This is a genomic window from Leptolyngbya subtilissima AS-A7 (assembly GCF_039962255.1).
Taxonomy (GTDB): Bacteria; Cyanobacteriota; Cyanobacteriia; order Phormidesmidales; family Phormidesmidaceae; genus Nodosilinea.
In genome coordinates this window covers 79,837-97,840 of sequence record NZ_JAMPKY010000004.1, presented here as the reverse complement: position 1 = coordinate 97,840, position 18,004 = coordinate 79,837, and the positions used below count along the sequence as shown (strand labels likewise).

Annotated in this window: 10 protein-coding genes and 1 pseudogene; 5 read left to right on the top strand and 6 right to left on the bottom strand. The window is 54.1% G+C overall.

Going from position 1 to position 18,004, the window contains the following annotated elements:
• Positions 1 to 173: 173 nt before the first annotated feature.
• Positions 174 to 383 carry a hypothetical protein gene (locus tag NC979_RS09975; RefSeq protein ID WP_190520244.1) on the top strand — a complete coding sequence of 70 codons (210 nt, stop codon included), beginning with the start codon at positions 174 to 176 and terminating at the stop codon, positions 381 to 383.
• 462 nt (positions 384 to 845) lie between these two features.
• On the opposite strand, the gene NC979_RS09970 is transcribed toward NC979_RS09975, so the two are convergent.
• The 4 genes and pseudogenes from NC979_RS09970 to NC979_RS09955 form a co-directional block, all read right to left on the bottom strand.
• Entirely contained in the window at positions 846 to 1,793 is a 948-nt protein-coding gene (locus NC979_RS09970; protein ID WP_190520242.1) for an S-layer homology domain-containing protein, read from the bottom strand.
• A gap of 226 nt (positions 1,794 to 2,019) precedes the next feature.
• Positions 2,020 to 3,321, bottom strand: a pseudogene (locus NC979_RS09965) (serine/threonine protein kinase); the annotation flags it as partial.
• 15 nt (positions 3,322 to 3,336) lie between these two features.
• Positions 3,337 to 3,525: a hypothetical protein gene (locus tag NC979_RS09960; RefSeq protein WP_199308883.1), complete on the bottom strand. Its 189-nt coding sequence runs from the start codon at positions 3,523 to 3,525 to the stop codon at positions 3,337 to 3,339.
• 183 nt (positions 3,526 to 3,708) lie between these two features.
• Entirely contained in the window at positions 3,709 to 4,152 is a 444-nt protein-coding gene (locus tag NC979_RS09955) for a hypothetical protein (RefSeq protein WP_190520240.1), read from the bottom strand.
• Positions 4,153 to 4,679: 527 nt separating this feature from the next.
• Here NC979_RS09955 and NC979_RS09950 point away from each other — a divergent pair.
• On the top strand, positions 4,680 to 5,120 hold the full coding sequence (locus NC979_RS09950; protein WP_190520238.1) for a DNA-binding transcriptional response regulator: 441 nt from the start codon (positions 4,680 to 4,682) through the stop codon (positions 5,118 to 5,120).
• 127 nt (positions 5,121 to 5,247) lie between these two features.
• On the opposite strand, the gene NC979_RS09945 is transcribed toward NC979_RS09950, so the two are convergent.
• Complete coding sequence (locus NC979_RS09945) at positions 5,248 to 10,398, bottom strand: adenylate/guanylate cyclase domain-containing protein (RefSeq protein WP_190520236.1); 5,151 nt, start codon at positions 10,396 to 10,398, stop codon at positions 5,248 to 5,250.
• Positions 10,399 to 10,969: 571 nt separating this feature from the next.
• Between NC979_RS09945 and NC979_RS09935 the strand changes: the two genes are divergently transcribed.
• The gene (locus NC979_RS09935; protein ID WP_190520235.1) at positions 10,970 to 11,902 is read left to right on the top strand and encodes a tetratricopeptide repeat protein; all 933 of its coding nucleotides are present in this window, start codon (positions 10,970 to 10,972) and stop codon (positions 11,900 to 11,902) included.
• A gap of 377 nt (positions 11,903 to 12,279) precedes the next feature.
• Here the strand turns inward: NC979_RS09935 and NC979_RS09930 are convergent, their stop codons facing one another.
• Positions 12,280 to 14,622 (bottom strand): beta strand repeat-containing protein, encoded by a 2,343-nt coding sequence (locus NC979_RS09930; RefSeq protein ID WP_190520233.1) that lies wholly within the window; start codon positions 14,620 to 14,622, stop codon positions 12,280 to 12,282.
• A 710-nt stretch (positions 14,623 to 15,332) separates the two neighbouring features.
• On the opposite strand from NC979_RS09930, the gene NC979_RS09925 reads away from it, so the two are divergent.
• Both NC979_RS09925 and NC979_RS09920 read left to right on the top strand, forming a co-directional pair.
• Positions 15,333 to 16,298, top strand: a complete 966-nt coding sequence (locus tag NC979_RS09925) for a chromate resistance protein ChrB domain-containing protein (protein ID WP_199308882.1) — start codon at positions 15,333 to 15,335, stop codon at positions 16,296 to 16,298.
• Between the two features lie 127 nt (positions 16,299 to 16,425).
• Entirely contained in the window at positions 16,426 to 17,634 is a 1,209-nt protein-coding gene (locus NC979_RS09920; protein ID WP_190520231.1) for a chromate transporter, read from the top strand.
• Positions 17,635 to 18,004: the final 370 nt, after the last annotated feature.

The following is an 18,004-nucleotide window of genomic DNA, read 5'->3' as shown; positions in this document are numbered from 1 at the left end:
AGTGCCCAGAAGCTGCTGCCATCCGGCTGGCGTGGTGAAGCCGCCCAGCTAGGCCTGGGGCTTTTGTTTCGCCCTGGGGTAGAGAATGTTGCGTAGAGTGTATGGCGTACTGTGAATGGTGCTTTGAACAGATGGAGACCATCTACCAGACGCCGATGTTGACGAATAGCTCCATGAAATTCTCTACTGCTCTTCATAAAGCCATGTTCCGCTATGAGCTACGGGGCTCTGACCTGCTCAACCGTAGCGACGTTAGTGCGGCGCAGACTAGCAAGTTCAAGCCGGGGCAAGATATCAATGTCGCCATTATGGAGAAGCTGCTGGCTGCCATGACCCAGGAAGCCCTTGACTACATGTTGATGCTCGTGACCCAGGGGAAGTAGCAGTTTTTGATTGGTTGCGCGCGCAGGCAACTACTCGAGAATATTCTGCAGTAGTTAGCGCAAGAAAGGCCCCACCCACTACTTTAAGGGGATGGGGCCTTTTGAGTTTAGGGTACGTTTGCCTTGAGGTTGGTGCCCGTCTTTAGAGCACGGTTTATAGTTTGAGGCTGGCTAAGAACGTAGATTGCAGGAAGGCCCACTCAGAGTTCCACCAACGACATCCGGGCCTTTAGCGGCAACACTAACTTGACCGACGGCAAAGCGACCTTCAAGCGTCACGGAGAACTCACCTGCTGTGAATCCGCCCCCCGGCTGCCACTTGATGCCACTAATCCGAGCATTGGGATCTGGATTCACTAGTTCCCCGTTGGGAGTCGCATTCACAACTCGAGCGCAGCTAGGCAACCCTAGCACCCAGTTACTCAAGTCCTGAGCCTGAGGCAATTCCTCCATGTAGTAGCGCTAGGTAGACGTTGTTGATGTGTAGCTAACCTCTAGCAACGTAATGCGATAGCCGTTAGAGAGCGTGATCACATCCCCACTTGAAACCGACTCAGTTCCAGTTGTGCCCGTAGTGGTGGTGTCAGTTGTAGTCGTACCGGTTGTAGTCGTACCAGTTGTGGTCGTGGTGCCTGTGTTTGAAACGTTTGGCAGATTAGCGGTGTTGACAATGTAAGCCGACTGAACGGCCTCAACCCGGCCCAGGTACGCCAGCGCTTGATAAATGAACCCGCAGGTCTCTGCCCGAGTTACCCTTTGCGTGAGGTTAAGAGTACGCAGCTGAGGATAGTTCACTAAGATGCCTCGCTCTACCAGGGCCGCGATGATGACTCGGTACTCGCTAGGAATCGTATTGGCATCGGTAAAGACGTTCAGCAGTTGATCTACAGACTGACCGGATGAAACTTCGGTGATACCTAACCCTTGTGCTAGCTGGACCAATAGGTCCAATCGGGTCAGTGTCTGATTGGGGTTAAATGTTCTATTGGAGATGTTGACGAAGCCCATTGAGTAGGCTTTCTGGATCGATTGGTAGGCCCAGTAACTACGCGATAGGCTGCGAATGGTCCCCACCTCACGAACGGTGGGCTGCTGGAACGCCTGAGAGACAATTGCTGCAAACTGAGCCTGGGTCAGAGTACTACTGGGGAGGAACTGTCCGTTAGGAAATCCTCGTACTATGTTAATGCTGCTGAGGCGGTAGATAAAATCCCTGGCCCAGTAGCTTGTTGAAACATCAGTAAAGGTAGTTTGAGTAACCATCGCTGTGGTTGTAGTTGTCGTTGATGTGCCACCTCTGTCCTCGCCATCATCGTCATCATCGTCGCCGTTGTCATCGTCGTCCTTGAGCTGGCTCTGCACTGAATCTGGCAAGTCTTGAGCAGATTGAGCTTGACTAGGCGCGGCCAACAGAAACCCCGCACAGAGTAGAAGCAATGCACCTAATGAAGAGAAGCCCAAGGTAGAGACCTTGGGTTCAAAGAACCGACTACTTATCCCAACACCTATGAAAATGTATGAAAATGAACTAGATCAGTTCTACTGTTGGCATGTATGGCTTCGGGAAATTGTCATAAAAATTCTTAAAAGAGAATAAGCGTTTCTAGCGCTCTTAATTCTCTTAATTTGTGGCTTTTTACTCTCGCTCCCCTCTCTGTTCTTCTCTTTCTCGCTCTTCGTTTCGTTTTTCTTCTTCTCGAGCTTGCTCTTCCTGCCGGCGCGCTTCTTCCCTAGCCAGTTCTTCCTGCCGGCGTGTCTCCTCTCGAGCTTGCTCCTGCGCTCGACGCGCCTCCTCACTGGTCTCAGGGCCAGCTTGGACTTGATCGTCAGGTACTTCAACAGCTTGATCAGGCACCACTGGCGTCTCTGCAGGTGGAGGCTCTATTGGCGTCTCTGCAAGCGGAGGCTCTGCTTGTGGAGTCATCACCTCAGGTGCAGCTGGGGTGGGTAAAGCCTCCTGAACTTCATTTGTAGGCTGAGGGCTAGACTCCTCTGTAGGGGTTGGTTCACTGGCAGTAGAGGGGGGTGTAACAGTCTCTGGCGCAGGTGATGGGGTAGCGGTAGTTTGGCTGCGCCACCAGCTGTAGCTCAGCAGGAGTGGGAGAAATACGCTTAGAGCAACCGCTACGGGCAACCACCAGGAGCTACTCGCTCTCCTCCGTGATGGCTGCGAAGGCGGGTTTACGTCCTGCACCACAGAGCCTCTGCCCAGTTGCTCCGCAGAAACCGTCGCATTTCCAGGCCCGGCTGGTATGGTAGGACGGTACTGCGGAGCCACCACAACGGTTGGACGCTGGCTAGGGGGTACAGACGAGACCTGAGTGCTATGGGAAGCGATCGGCAACAAGGCTAACCAATCGCTTATGCGCTGAGGTCGCTCCTCAGGTTCCACGGCCATGCCCCGCATCACAGCAGCACTGACATCAGGGCTTACTGAAGGCTGAAGCTCGTGGGAAGACTGGAGGGGATCTCTAGCTCGCAAAAGCGCGGCAGTAGGAACTTGGCCTGTTAAGAGGGTGTAGAGTGTGGCAGCTAAACCGTAGACATCGGTTGCTGGCGATCGCCGAGCCTGCTGAAGATACTGCTCTACAGGGGCGTACCCTTCGGAGACGAGATGAGTGTGGGCTTGGGTAACCCCTGGGGTGAACTCTCGGGCAATGCCAAAGTCGATTAGCACTACCTGCTGGGTTTCGGGTCGGAGAATCAGGTTTTGAGGCTTGATGTCTCGATGAAGTAACCCTGCTTGGTGAATCGCCTCAACAGCTTCACTGACTTGGCGGATGTAGTAAAGCGCCGTAGTCTCAGGAAGCGGGCGGCCTGACTGAACTAGCTTGTCCAGGGTCTGACCAGGAACGTAGTCCATTACGATGTGAGGCAAACTGTCTTCTACAAAGAAGTCAATTACCCGCACGATGTTGGGGTGGGAGCACCGGGCTAGCCGTTTGGCTTCATCCTAGAAATGCCTCTGGTGCTCCTCAAATTGGGGTTCTTGATGCAACGCATCGTTGATCGTCTTCAGCACCACAACTTGTGCCAGCACGGTATTTCTGGCTTTGTAGGTGATGCCAAAGCCACCGCGGCCTAGTTCCTGTTCAACAACATATTTTCCCTGCTGTAGGAATTTACCGTTAAGGACGCCCACAGAGCCTTAGAACCCATTTCATGCCCTATGTTCCCTGCTGCTGAAAGAATTAGCCACTCCCTTCTAGGGGAATAGTGCCCCTGTCACAATTCATGACCCTTTAATCTGACCTGAATCACCTCTTTGTGATGAAACTGTGGAGCCTCCTTCGGCGCCCTGTTTCTCGTAAGGCAACTGAGGCTATCAATTAACACTAGTTGCATCCTGCTTGCAGATCGAGAGAATGCGCTGGTCATTCGTGCTGTGGGAATCGATGCGATGAAGTTCGCTGAGTTTAGCGGTCGCCTCAAAACCTTGAGGAGCCTCGGATGGGACAGCTTTAACCTCTAACTGATTCCCCTTCTGCTCTCCTGTAAAGCAGGCAAATTCCGATTGAGGAGTATAGAGTGCTCCGACGACCTTGCCCTGTTCCTTTTCAAAAACGATGTATGTATGCTGAATTTGGTCAGGCTGGGGCACATCACTATAGAGGTATACTCCATCCGGTAAGGAGTCAGATAGTTTTGAAGGGCTGTCTTGTTGTGCCCTTACTTCTTGCTCCCAAACTACTGTTCCAATTAGCCCTAAAGGCAGCATTAGAGTAATTGCTATGAGGACTCCTTTTGCTTTAAGTATAGGTAGCTTCATAACCGATTCTCCTTACCAATCGAGACGTACTATCAGGTGCGGCAGGTTCTGCGTGCTCCTCCTGATGCTGAATTTGCCAAAAAAAGAGCTTCTGAGGAAAACCTTTTGGCGAACAGCGAATAATATGGCTACCAACCTATCTGCCACCGCGAGCCTTCTGCTCTATCGTGTGGGTGAAAAGGTCTTCATCCACACGATAGATAACCACTCATAATTTTTGAAATGTGCAGAAGTTGTCTGGGTCTTTCAATTGTTTGCCCAATAGGCGATTGAGAAGCATTTAAGAATTGAGCATGTTTAGTAATATTATTAAAATTGAATATTTCTCAGTGGCTCAAGAGACAGCCAAAGATCATTCCAAACCACTTCTTAAAACTGTATGAGCATTGTTTTAGGGACTGTTGTTTTTTGGATTTTATTAAGATATCCTTCCCAAGGAGGATTCATAGAAGTGTTTCGTGCAGTAAAAGTGAACTAGAAGCAATTGGATGATGATACTTAATAATCTAGGTAGGTTTCATTAGAAGATGACGCGGGTTGCTATTATTGATGACAATGAAGCATGGGGCTTTGCACTCGCCTGCTCGTTAGAACAAGTAGGTTTTAAGGCTAAAGCTTTCCAAGACCCTTTTCAATTTATTCCAGTTGATCACCAATTCGACTTGGCACTGGTTGATTTCTGTTTGCCCGGAAGAAGTTACCAAAGAGCTTTAGACGGAGCTGAGCTCATCTGTAAACTCAAGAGTGAACTTGGCCAACCGCCTCTGTTAGTGCTGATGTCTGCATTCTTCACTAGCGATATGCTCTATTCTGCAGAAGGTATTTGTCCCTCAGCTGATGCTGTCCTTTCTAAGGGGGCTGGCTTAAAGTCAATTCTTGAGTCAGTCGATCAAATCCTGGCCACAAGATCTGGCATCAGAAGCTTCGAGCCGCAGGGTAGTACAGAAGAATTGATTGTTTCGGTATAGTACTGCTTCTATCAAGTGATTTTGATTGGAACTACTTCCTTCGCCGCCCTCTTTTCGATCTGACCGACGCTGGTGAAGCGCTACGGCACCATGTTCCATTACAGTTGGCGATTGCCGTTTTTCCGCCTTAGCGTGGCCCTGTCAGCCAGTAGGTGACCATTTCGCCCCAGCCTTTGACGGCGATCGCTCCCCGCCGCTGCAGGTGGTAGCGCCCCTTGAGCTGTTCGTAGGTGGTGGTGGAGACCTGAATTTTACCGCCCTGCCCCTGGGCTTCCATGCGGCTGGCTACATTGACCGTATCGCCCCACAGGTCGTAGGTAAACTTTTTGGTGCCGATTACCCCGGCTACCACGGGCCCTGTGTGAATACCAATGCGAATAGCAATGTCTTGGTGGGGCAGCCATTGGGGCAGGGTGGATAGGATCAGGGGTTTCTGAATGGCAGCTTGCATGGCCAGGGCCATATCGGCAATGGCGGCGGCGTGGTCGGGGTGGGGCTCAGGCAAGCCACCGGCCACCATGTAGGCATCGCCGATCGTTTTGATTTTTTCTAGGCCGTGCCGATCGCAGAGCTGGTCGAACTGGGAGAAGATGTGGTTGAGCAGATCCACCAGCTGTTGGGGGGGAATCTGGCTGGCAAAGCGGGTGAAGCCGACAATGTCGGCAAACAGCACGGTGACCGCATCAAAGCCGTCGGCGATCGCCTGATTCTGCCGTTTGAGCCGCTCCGCCACTGACTCCGGCAAAATGTTGAGCAGCAACCGCTCAGAGAGGGCCTTTTCAGCAGTTAATTCCTGGGTGCGCTCCAGCACCTTTTGCTCCAGGGTGGCGTACAGGCGGGCATTCTCCAGAGAAATGGCTGCCTGGGCCGACAGTAGCTTGAGCAACTCCAGGCGATCGTGGGTAAAGACCTCGGCCACCAGGCGATTCTCTAAATACAAAATGCCGGTGAGCTTGCCCTGGTGGATCAGTGGTGTACAGAGGATCGATTGGGGGCGATGGCGCTGAATGTAGGGATCCTGGCCCAGCGCGGTCTCGGTTATCTGGTGGAATACCAGACTGTCCTGGGTGCGCAGCACATAGTTGATCACGCTCACGGGTACCAGGTCGGCCATGGGCAGCGAGGCCAGAACCGTGGTTTCGCCATCGACCTCGCTGGTGGCCTCGATATAAAAGCTGCCCGCCGACTCTAGCATCAGGTGGCCCCGCTGGGCCCCGGCATTTTCCATCAGCACCTCCATCAGCCGGGCCAGCAGTTGGTCCAGTACGATTTCGCTGGCGATCGCTTGGGAGGCCTTCATCAGCGTGCTCAGATCGAGGGCCTGGCCGGAGGTGGCTCCGGTAGTGGTGGCGCCGCTGGGGTGCCAGGGGCGCTCCGGGTGGCCACTCTTCGGCAGGTCTAGCTGTTCTACCTTGCCCGTTGCCCCCCACCGGTTGTAGGTGTAGCGGGCTTTTTGCCTGTGGCTGCGGGCAAAGTCGGGCTTGTGGCGGCGCTGCCAGAAGTCGGCGGCGCACTCGTGGCCGATGGCCTCATCCTGCAAAAAACCCTGGGCGGCGGCGGCGGCGATCGCCCGGTCGTAGCGGTCGAGGGTGTAATCCAGGGAACTGCCCTGGAGCTGAGCTAGTTCGGCCTCTAGCAGCCAAACCTTGTGCTGGAAGTTGTCGGGGCAGCTAGTAGCCCAGCGCTCCAGTTTAGCAAAATGGGTGGCCACCAGCTGCTGGTACTCTGCCCGCTGGCGATCGGTGGCGTTGTGGGCCAGGCGCAGCAAAATCAGCGCCCCGTAGAAGTGCAGCTCGGCGTTGGAGATCACTCCCAAAATATAGTTTTGCAACGCCAGCGCCCGCTCGATGCAGGCCCAAGCCGCCTCGTCAGCGTGGTACAGGTAGAGCGCTAGGGCCTTGGCAATGGCGTAGCGGCATAGAGCGCTATAACTTTTGTGGGCTTCGCATGCCTGGAGATAGTTGCTTTCGGTCAGGGTTGGCAGATCAAAGCTGAGGCGATCGGCGGTCTGCCCGGCCAGGTTGGCTAGCACCAACTGGTAGCCCTCCAGCACATCGATCGCCCACTGATTGTTCACCCCCTGGCAAAACAGCAGTGCCTCCTGCACCCGCTCAGTGAGTTCTGGCAGGGGTTTGCCCTGGGCCATCAAATTGGAGATGCGGTAGCTGAGGGAGTAGCCGACGTACTGAAATTCCCCAGATTCCAGACCGGCGCGCACCCCCTCCTGGTTGATTCCATCGGCCAGCCGTAGGGGCTGCACCCAGGAGTGGACAAAATTGCTCAGAATGAAGCAGTCGCGCGATCGCTGGGTGAGGCTCTGGTAGCGATCGCTAAGCTGCATCGAGATCAGGCAAGATTCATAGCCCGCTGCGTAGTTGCCTAGTACCGAGCCCAGTAGGGTGCCGTAGTTCGAGTAGCCGTAGCACGACTCGGGCCCATTGCCATATTCCAAAAAGAGGTTCATCGACACGGTGACTACCACCTGCCAGATCACCTGTCGGTATCGGTAGGCCGCCGACCCCATATTTGAGAGCACCTTCACTGCCAGGCGCTGTTCAACCTCGGTAATTTCCGGCTGATCTAGCAGGGCCGACAGCGGGCGATCGCCCAGGCGAGTTTGAAACTGCCGATATTGCTGCTCAAAGGCCGCCTCGTACTGGTCGGCGGGAAACTCGACTCCCAAAAGAGCCAAAGCCTGCCGCCCGTAGTCTAGAGCAGCAGCGTAGTCGGTTTTGAGAGTAGACTGCACCACCAGCAGGTTGTAGGCCTCCGCCTGGTCAATCACCGCCGTGGCATGGCAGAGAATACTATTGAGAATCTGCTTGGAGGTCTCAAAGTTGCCGATTAGGTATTCCACCTCCGCCTGCTCCTGGTGGAGCGCCAGGGTGAGGGCGTACTGCTGATTCCATGTGGCGGGGGGCAGACAGGCTAACCCCACCGCCAGGTAGCTGTGGGCGGCCTGGTAAGCGGTAGAGGCTTTGGCCTTGCGGGCCGCTCGCAGGTTGAGCTGGGCCAACTCTAGGCGCTCAGCCTCGGTGGACAGCCGCGATCGCCCGATGTTGAGGTGATCGACGATGCTAAACAGGGCCTCATCGCCGCCGTCGGCCCGGGGGCGACTGGAGCTGTCGTTGAGTAACAGTTGGCCAATTTGCAGGTGCAGTTGCTGCTTCTGCGATTCTAGTATCAGGGCATAGGCCGCCTGCTGCACCCGGTCGTGGAGAAAGCGGTAGGTCTGCATTACCCCCTGGTCGTCGGGTTCACAGGGCGCTAATACCAGCCCCGCCTGAAGGGCAGGCAACAGATCAGCGGCGATCGCCGCCTGTGGCTGCTGGGCGATCACCGCCAGGGTGTTAAGGCCAAAGCCGGACCCGATACAGGCGGCTAACTGCAACATTCCTTGGGTCTTGGGGTCCAGCTTGCGCAGCTTCTCTGTCATCAATTCGACCACATTGTCGGTGATGGCCTGGGCCTGGATCTGGGCAATGTCCCAGACCCAGAGGCGCCGATCCAGATCGAAATGCAGTAGGTTTTCTGTCGCTAGGGTCTTTAAAAACTCGTTGGCAAAGAAGGGGTTGCCGTTGGTTTTGTGGTGAATCAGCTCGGCTAGGGGCCGAGTGGTGTCGGCATCGCTGTGGAGACTGTCGGCCAGGAGCTGGCTGAGGTGATCGACAGTGAGGGGGTGGAGCAGAATCTGGGTGAGGGGCACTCCCCCATCCGCTAGACCCTTCAGGGCCATAGTCAGCGGGTGGGTGCTGCTGACCTCGTTGCTGCGGTAAGCCCCAATTAACAGCAGCGATCGGGCGTCGCGATCGCTCAGCATCAGCTGAATCAGCTGCAGGCTACCGGCATCGGCCCACTGCAAATCATCAAGAAAGATCACCAGTGGGTGGGCCGGATCGCTAAGGGCGCGAACAAACGTTTGGAAGACCCGTTGAAAGCGGTTTTTGGTTTCGGCGGGCCCCAGGGCAGACACCGGCTGCTGCGGGCCAATTACCAGTTCTACAGCGGGAATCACCTCAACAATCACCTGGCCACTAGCTCCCAGCGCCGCCCGCAGTTTAGCCTGCCACTGCTGTAGGGCCTCTGGGCTTTCGGTCAGCAGCTGTTTGACCAGGTCGCTAAAGGCAGCCGCCAGGGCGCTGTAGGGAATGGTGCGCTGGAGCTGGTTAAACTTGCCGGTAATAAAGTAGCCCCGCCGCTCGGTAATCGGCCGATAGATCTCGCGCACTAGCGTCGTCTTACCAATACCCGAGTAGCCAGTGACGGTGATCATTTCTGGGCGTTGGGACTGGGCTCCGCTGGCCTCGGTGGTGGCCTCGTTGCCAGTGGCAATGCGGTCAAAGGCCGCCAGCAGCGCGGCCAGATCGTCCTCTCGACCGTAGAGCTTTGGGGAAATGCTCAGCCAGGTAATATAGTCTTCGCGGCCCAGTGGCACCACTGCGATCGCCCCCTGCTGTCGCCACTGGGCCAGGCAATACTCCAAATCTGCCTGCAGGCCCAGGGCACTTTGGTAGCGATCCTCAGGATTTTTGCTCAGCAGTTTGAGCACGATGGCCGACACTAGGGGCGGAATTGCCGGATTGAGGGCTGTGGGGTTGGGGGGCTGCTTGGCCAGGTGGCTGTGGATCAGTTCCAGGGGATCTGCGGCATAGAAGGGCAGCCGCTGGGTCAATAGCTCAAAGCAGGTTACCCCAAGGGAATAAAAGTCGGTGCGGTAGTCTAAAAGCCGATTCATTCGCCCGGTTTGCTCTGGCGAAAGATAGGCTAGGGTGCCCTCTAAGACGTTGGGATGCTTGAGGCTGGGGCTGAGTTGGTTGATACGGGTGGCAATGCCAAAGTCAATAATTTTGACCTGCCCGGTTTGCCGATTCAAAACAATATTGGCGGGGTTGATATCTTTGTGAATAATATTGGCAGCGTGAATTTGGGCTAGGGCAGCGGTGATAGCGATGGCTAATTCTAAAAATTGCTCTAGGCTGAGGAACTCCTGGTGGATCACATCGCGCAGGGCGATCGCTCCAAAATCTTCCAGAATGATCACCAGGGTTTTTTCATAGGGTGCCAGGCCGTAGGCTCGAACAATGCCCGCCCCGGATAGGCTGCTGAGGATTTCGTACTCCCGCCGGTAGCGGGCTAGCTCGGCCGGTGTCGGGTAGTCTGGGCTGAGCACCTTGAGAATCACGGGCTGGGCGTCAGCTGCCCTGGTAGCTCGATATACCCGCGAATTGGCGCTCTCGTACAGCAGCGCCTGGGGGTGATAACCGAGCAGTGCAACCATAGACACCTGGACTAAAGATACCTGGACGCAATCTGACTATTTCTCGTTTGACCCAAACTAGAGAAGAGAGAACGAATGCCAGGTTTACAACCGGGAATGCACTCCCAGATTATCACCCCAAACGGCGTTGCTGTATGAGTAGGGTGTTACGAACGGGGCGATGGCCTAATGTTTAAGTACCACCCAAAACCTGACGCCGATGCAGTACCGAGTCCGTAACTGGTCTGAGTATAACGCTGGTCTGAAGCAGCGCGGAAGTCTCACCAACTACTGATTGAGGACATCCTCAATCAGTGGTTAGTAACCATGCCTACAGGACGGCGAGGGGCCGCTCAAACTTACAGTGATGGGGCAATTGCGACGGTGGTGGTGATAGCGATAGGCCTCTGCTCTCGCCGCTTATCAACCCAGGAAATCTTTGTATGAGAAGGGTTCTATGTATCTCCTCTTGACGAACCAGTGTCCGATCAACTTGTTTACTTGAAGTACCTTTTCTAGCCTTGTTTACCTTAGTAACTCCGCAGTACGGTTGAAGCGTCAGCGATAATCTTCTCCCTCCCTTAGAAAGCAGATGCTTCTACCCTCCCTGCGCTTCACCAAACCGTTACTGTTGTTGATTATCCTTCCGCTAGCGCTTCTTACGCCTGTCGCTGTGCCGCTTACACGAGCGCAAGAAAACCGGATCGAAATTGCCCCAATTGACCCATCTAGCATTCGAGATCCTGAGATCCTCTTAGACCGAGAAGCCCAGCGCCTTTTGAGCCAAGGTATTAACCAGCATGATGCTGGTCTACATCAAGCAGCTTTGCAATCGTTTCAAGCTGCTTTAGAAGTTTTTCGTCAGAACGGCGATCGGGATGACGAAGCGTATGCATTAAATAGTCAGGGCTTGGTTTACTATGACTTGGGTCAGGACCAACAAGCCGTTAAGTACTTTCAGCAAGCCTTGGCCATTTATCAATCTTTGGATGATAGCTATTACGCAGGGAACGTACAGACCACTCTTGGCCAGGCTTACATTTTCTGGGATCAACCTCAGCAAGCCATTGAGTATCTTCAGCCAGCTTTGTCAAACTATCGAGCCATACGCTATCCCGAGGGGGAAGCGTTTGTACGGCATCATCTTGGCTTTGCTTACAATTCCTTAGGTCAGCCTCAGCAAGCCATTGAGTATTACCAGCAAGCCTTGCCAATCCTTCAAGCCGAACGCGGGGTTGAAGCGCTGCAAACTACGCTTACAGTGGAAGTGTTTGAAGCAGCAACGCTTGCTAATATGGCGGAGGCGCTAATTGCGCAGAATCAAACCGACCTAGCCATTGACTATTTTAAGCAGTCTGCTGAAGTATATAAACCAATTCGCGAGCAGCTGAGCGAGCCATGGTTTCAACAATATTCTACTGAGTTCATCATCAATACCTACCACCGTTGCGCTGAGATGCTAAGACAGCAAAATCGCCCTCAAGAAGCGCAGCAGGTGCTTGATTTTATCAAGGAAGTGGAATAAAGATAGCCGCGATCGAGCTTAATGATATGCCCCTAAGCGTACTACGGGAAACTCGCATTCTCTCGTTGACTGGTTGTGGCAACAACATATAGGCTAGCTGCGCGCAGGCGACTACTTCACTCTCACTGTGGCGAGGACAGGCCAATTCCTGCCTGCACAGTAAAGTTGCTCTTTTATATAGCGAAAAAATTTAAGCCAATATTGCCGTCCTGCCAGTGAGTTTGAAGACCTAATCTCAACCACTGTAGGACTAGAAACAATGCCTTATTCCTACTTCTGTGGCTCACTTTAGATGAGGCGATCGCACTATACATAATGCCAGAAGCGGCAAAACCCAGTGAGATGCGATCTCACTGGGTCGGTAGGTCGATGAGTGATTAAGCGATCGCCAAATTGGTCAAACTACCGCTGAAGCCAGTAATCTCAACCACAGCATCGCTGGTCTCTTGAAATCCGGCCGTATCGTTGTTGAGGGCAACAAAGGTACGAGAGCCCAAGCTAAAGGTCGCCGCTCGATTGGCCCCAAAGGCACCTGCTGTCAATATGGCACTGATACCGGCCTGGTTTAGAGAGGCAACTGCACCTAGCTCTGCTACGTTGGCCGCGCTGACAGCAGTAGGACCATCAATCACATCGGTGCCAATTTTCAGGTCAGTGATGCGGTCAAAATTGCTCAACAGCGAGTCACTCAAGCTAGAGATGACAAACGTGTCAGCCCCATTACCCCCGGTTAAGCCATCGCCTCCAGCACCGCCCACCAGACGGTCAGCGCCATTGCCACCTACCAGTGTGTCGTTACCCTCTAGTCCCGATAGGGTGTCTTTGCCGTTGCCGCCATTCAGGGTGTCATTGCCTGCGGTGCCAGTGAGGGTGTCTTTGCCGTTGCCGCCGTTGACGGTTTTGCCCACTGCAATGCTCACTGTGGCGGTATCGCTCAAGCTGCCGTCGCTGAGGGTGTAGACAAAGCTAGCCGTGCCGTCAAAGCAGGCGTTGGGGGTGAAGGCGACAAAATCGTCAGCAAAGTCACTGGGAGTGTCATTGTTGCTCAGCGCCACGCTGCCGCCTGTGGCACTGCCCACAGCAATTATGCGCAGCACGGTGTTGGCATTAGGATCGGTGTCGTTGGCCAGCAGCGCCGTCGCGGAAATTACCAGGGAGGTGCGTTGGTTAGCCGTGAAGCCACTGTCATTGACGGCATCGGGGGCAAGGTTAGGGGCGTTTGCCCTACCAAACACCACATAGCTCTTGCCAGCCGCATTGTTGCCATTGAAGTTTGCAAAAAGTGCTCCAAGAATAACGTCATCGATGCCATCTTTGTTGATGTCTCCCGCCGCGCTGACGGCGGGGCCTATGCTGCTAAACTCATCGGTGCTGTTGATCACAAAGCCGTTGCTGCCGTTGAGAGTAGAGAGGTCGAGGCTGCCCCCGCTGCCCAGGGTTGCTCCGCCAAACACCACATAGCCCTCGTTAGCACCTTCCCGAATGATCAGGTCGTCAATGCCATCGTTGTTGATGTCCCCCGCTGCGCTGAGGGAGGTGCCTAAGCGATCGCCCCCGTTAAGGCCGTTGATTACAAAGCCGTTGCTACCGTTGAGGGCAGAGAGGTCGAAGCTGCCTCCAGCGCCCACACCTGCTCCACCAAACACCACATAGCTTTTGCCAGCATTAAAGAGGCCGTTGGGGTCTGCCACGATTGCCGAAACGATCATGTCGTCGATGCCATCGTTGTTGATGTCACCCGTATTGCTGACAGAACTGCCTAAGATGCCACCTGCATCAATACCGTTGATCACAAAGCCGTTGCTGCCATCGAGAGCAGAGAGGTTGAGGCTGCCTCCAGCGCCCACGCCGGCCCCACCAAACACCACATAGCTCTTGCCAGCTCCCGCGCTGCTTGGAGGGAGTGCCTTGGGTGCCCCAATGATCAGATCGTCGATGCCATCGTTGTTAATGTCTCCTGCACTGCTGACCGAAAAACCTGAGAAGTCATCCACCTCCGTACCGTTAATCACAAAGCCGTTGCTGCCGTCGAGGCTAGAGGGGTTGAGTCTGCCACTACTGCCCACTCCAGCCCCACCAAAAATCACATAGCTCTCGCCAGCATTAACGGTGCCATTGGGGTCTGCTAGGTTTGCCCCAACAACCAAGTCGTCGATGCCATCGTTGTTGATATCCCCCGCACTGCTGACGGATAAACCTAAGGTGTCAAACTCATCGATGCCCTCAATCACAAAGCCGTCGCTACCGTTGAGGTCAGAGAGGTTGAGGCTGCCACTGCTGCCCACTGTTGCCCCACCAAAAATTACATAGCTCTCACCAGCCGCATTGTTGCCATTGGGGTCTGCTATGAATGCTCCAATGATCAGGTCGTCAATGCCGTCGTTGTTGATGTCGCCCGCACTGCTGACAGATCTGCCTAAGTTGTCATCCGCAGCGATGCCGTTAATCACAAAGCCGTTGCTGCCGTTGAGGTCAGAGAGGTTGAAGCTGCCGCTGCTGCCCACGCCGGTTCCACCAAAGACCACATAGCTTTCGCCAGCATTACTGTTGCCGTTGGGGTCTGCTCCATCTGCCCCAATAATCAGGTCGTCAATGCCGTCGTTGTTGATGTCGCCTGCATTGCTGACAGAAAAGCCTGAATTGTCATCCGCAGCGATGCCGTTAATCACAAAGCCGTTGCTGCCATTGAGGGTAGAAAGGTTAAGCACGGGATCGAACATAAAAAAAGCCCTAAGATAAAATTTAAATTGAGCCTTGAGCAAAACTAGAGACTGTCCATGCGTGAGCTTGAGGCAGGTCTAAACTGCAACGATGTGAGTTGAGCTAGGCGTGATGCCTGTTCAAACAGAAGCACTCTCCCCTTCCCCTGAGGAATCGAGTTCCCGCTGCGGACAAGTGTGCGATTACCCCATAGACCATAAGGTCCACGTTGTTTTAGCCATACCAATACGAGCTTGCTTAGCCAGGACAAGTCGCCTTAGTCTGAATCAATTCATCAATCAGAATCCGCGTTTTTACGGAAACACTCAAGTGAAAGCTTTGTTCGTGATACAAGTTTTACGGTGATTCACGAAAGCTCTCGTCAGGCTCTATAGTTTCTCGCGCCTTAGCCGTTGCAGAGTACGTTTGCTCTGCAGCAACTCACCCTGCCAGAGCTGCGAGCTCACGATACGGTTCTGCCCACCCCTTCCTAAGAGCAATGTGCAATCGACACACGGCATTGGGCATATCAATTTTGCTATAAAGGGAAACAACTTTAAGTCCTGATTTAACTGCTTCTCGGGGTATAGGCGGCTCAAGGCTATTCGTCACCGTCAGCACGTCGCCAGCCCCTTTAAAGGTCAATAGCCCCAGCCAAGCCAGCGCTAGCAACACCTGTTGCTCCTCATAGCTATATCCGTTACTCTGGCTTTTGAGTAGAGGTCATGGCGTGAGCTGGCTGGTTTTTTCCTATTCTTTGCCCTCAAAGGCCTCGTCGAGCCCGAGGGTAACCCTGTGGCGGCGGCTGAAGCGGCTGGGGGCGATCGCCTTCAACAGCATTCAGGTGCTGCCCGATCGCGATGAGTGCCTCGAAGCGTTTCAGTGGCTAGCCCAAGAGGTGCAAAAAGCCAGTGGAGAAGCACTGATTATGCGGGTTGAGCAGTTTGAGGGCCTATCCGACTCCGATATCGTCGAGCGGTTTCGAGCCGCTCGGCGCGACGACTACGCCGAGCTAGAGGCACAGGCTACAGCGCTGGCTAGCTCCCCTGCCTTTGATGTCTCGGGCGATTTACACGAGCGCCTCGAAAAGCTCTACAAGCACTATGCTGACATCCGCCGCATCGACTTTTTTGACTGCCCTGAAGGGGCGCAGGTGATGGCCCGTCTCAACCAGATTGCTGAAGTCCTGACGCCTGTATCGGAGGCGATCGCCATTGCCGCCGCTGCCCTAGACCAGTATCAGCAGCGATCGTGGGTAACTCGGCCCCGCCCCCATGTGGATCGCCTGGCCTGCATCTGGCTGATTCGTCGATTTATTGACCCCAAGGCCGTGATTCGCTATGCCAAAACGGCGGCAGCCGACGAAGTCACCTTCGATATGGATAAAGGTGACTTTCAGCACCAGGGCAATCTGTGCACCTTTGAGGTCATGGTTAGAGCCTTTGGTTTAGACAATAATCCAGCTCTGCAGGTGCTGGGCCAGATTGTGCATGAAATTGACCTGCGCGATGGTCAATACCACCAGCCCCAAACTGCGGGGGTCGATGCCCTGCTGCGGGGCTGGCTGCTGACCGATTTCTCTGACACTGCCCTAGAGATGCACGGCATTGCTCTGTTTGAAGGGCTGTATGCAACCTTGGCTCAGGAGCGGGCCACTCCGCTGGGTTCTTCCGCCCCTCAAGCCGCTGAGCGGTAAACTAAACCAGGGGCATCAAATTTTGTGCAACACATGTTGCTTACAAGATAAACAAGCATTACAGTTTTGACTGAGCATCTTCTAGATAGTTTCAGAGAGAATGTTCTGTCACCAGAGGAATCACCCCATGGCCGAGGCCCCACTGCCAGCAAACCAGCACCCCGAACTATCGCCGCCGCCCTACTCCCTAGGGCAAATGGTGCTGTACTTTCTCAAGTTGGGCACCTGGGGATTTGGTGGCCCCATTGCTCTAGTGGGCTATATGAAGCGCGACCTAGTGGAGGAGCGCGGCTGGATTTCTGAATCTGACTACAAAGAAGGGCTATCTCTGGCGCAATTAGCCCCTGGCCCCCTGGCCGAGCAGCTGGCGATCTATATGGGTTACGTCCACTACGGCACTTTGGGCGCAACGCTGACGGGGCTAGTCTTTCCCCTACCAGCTTTTTTAATGGTGCTGGGCCTGGGATGGGCCTACACAATTTATGGGGGTCTGCCCTGGATGCAGGCCATTTTTTACACGGTCGGTGCCACGGTCATCGGCATCATTGCCAACAGCAGCTATAAGCTCACGGTCAAAACTATCGGCCAAGATTGGCTGTTTTGGGCAATCTACATTGTCTCGGCGGCGGTCACGGTCATCACCGAGTCTGAGAAAATTGCGCTGATTTTGGCGGCAGGGGTGCTGGTGTGGTTGGTGAAGGCTCCGCCCAAGCAGTGGCGTCCTAAAAGATTATCTAGTTTTGCTGTAGTGCCTTTCCTGCCGACCCTGATGGCTATTCCAGTCACTGAGCCAGGCATTCTCTGGCAAATCTTCACCTTCTTTGGCAAGGCAGGGGCGTTTGTGTTTGGCAGTGGCCTAGCGATTGTGCCTTTTCTCTATGGCGGACTGGTGAATGAGTTGCAGTGGCTGAATTCTGAACAGTTTGTCGATGCTGTAGCGGTGGCGATGATTACACCAGGGCCAATTGTGATTACGGTTGGATTTATTGGATTTCTGGTAGCGGGGCTAGCTGGAGCAATTGTGGCGACCCTGGCGACGTTTCTACCCTGCTATTTATTTACGATTATTCCAGCGCCGTACTTTAAGAAGCATGGCAAGCAGCCGGGGGTAGCAGCCTTTGTCGAAGGGGTGACGGTAGCAGCGATCGGGGCAATCACCGGAGCGGTGGTGGTGCTCGGGAAGCGATCGCTGGTAGATATTCCCACAGTCATCGTGGCTGCTGTCACCCTAGCTTTGCTGCTTATCTTCAAAAAGAAGCTGCCTGAGCCACTCATTGTGCTGGTTTCCGCTCTGCTGGGTCTAGTCATTTACCCTCTCACCCATCCAGCTTTATAAGGTTGAAAGCTATTAGGAGCTGGCCCATTGCTGGCTTGGGTGTAAAGGTGTAGTTGCCCTGGGCCACAGAGCAGCATCACAATCTCTTTCGGCAGCTCTTTCGTGAAATGTTCTAAAAGTTGTTAACACTATCACCGTGCTGGACAATTTCCACTTAACTACGTCCAGAATCTCTGAATACAGGGGGGTAAGCCCGAGCGGCTGATTGCGCGCGCAGGCAACTACTCCACCTTCACTGCCCTTAAGCTTAAGCGAGTTAAGGGCAGTGAGCGCAAACCTCTCTCATCTCTTCAAGGCATAGCACCAAAATATTTTTGCTACTAATCATTGGGCCAACCCAAGCACACGTGCAAAAACTTAGTGAACTAAA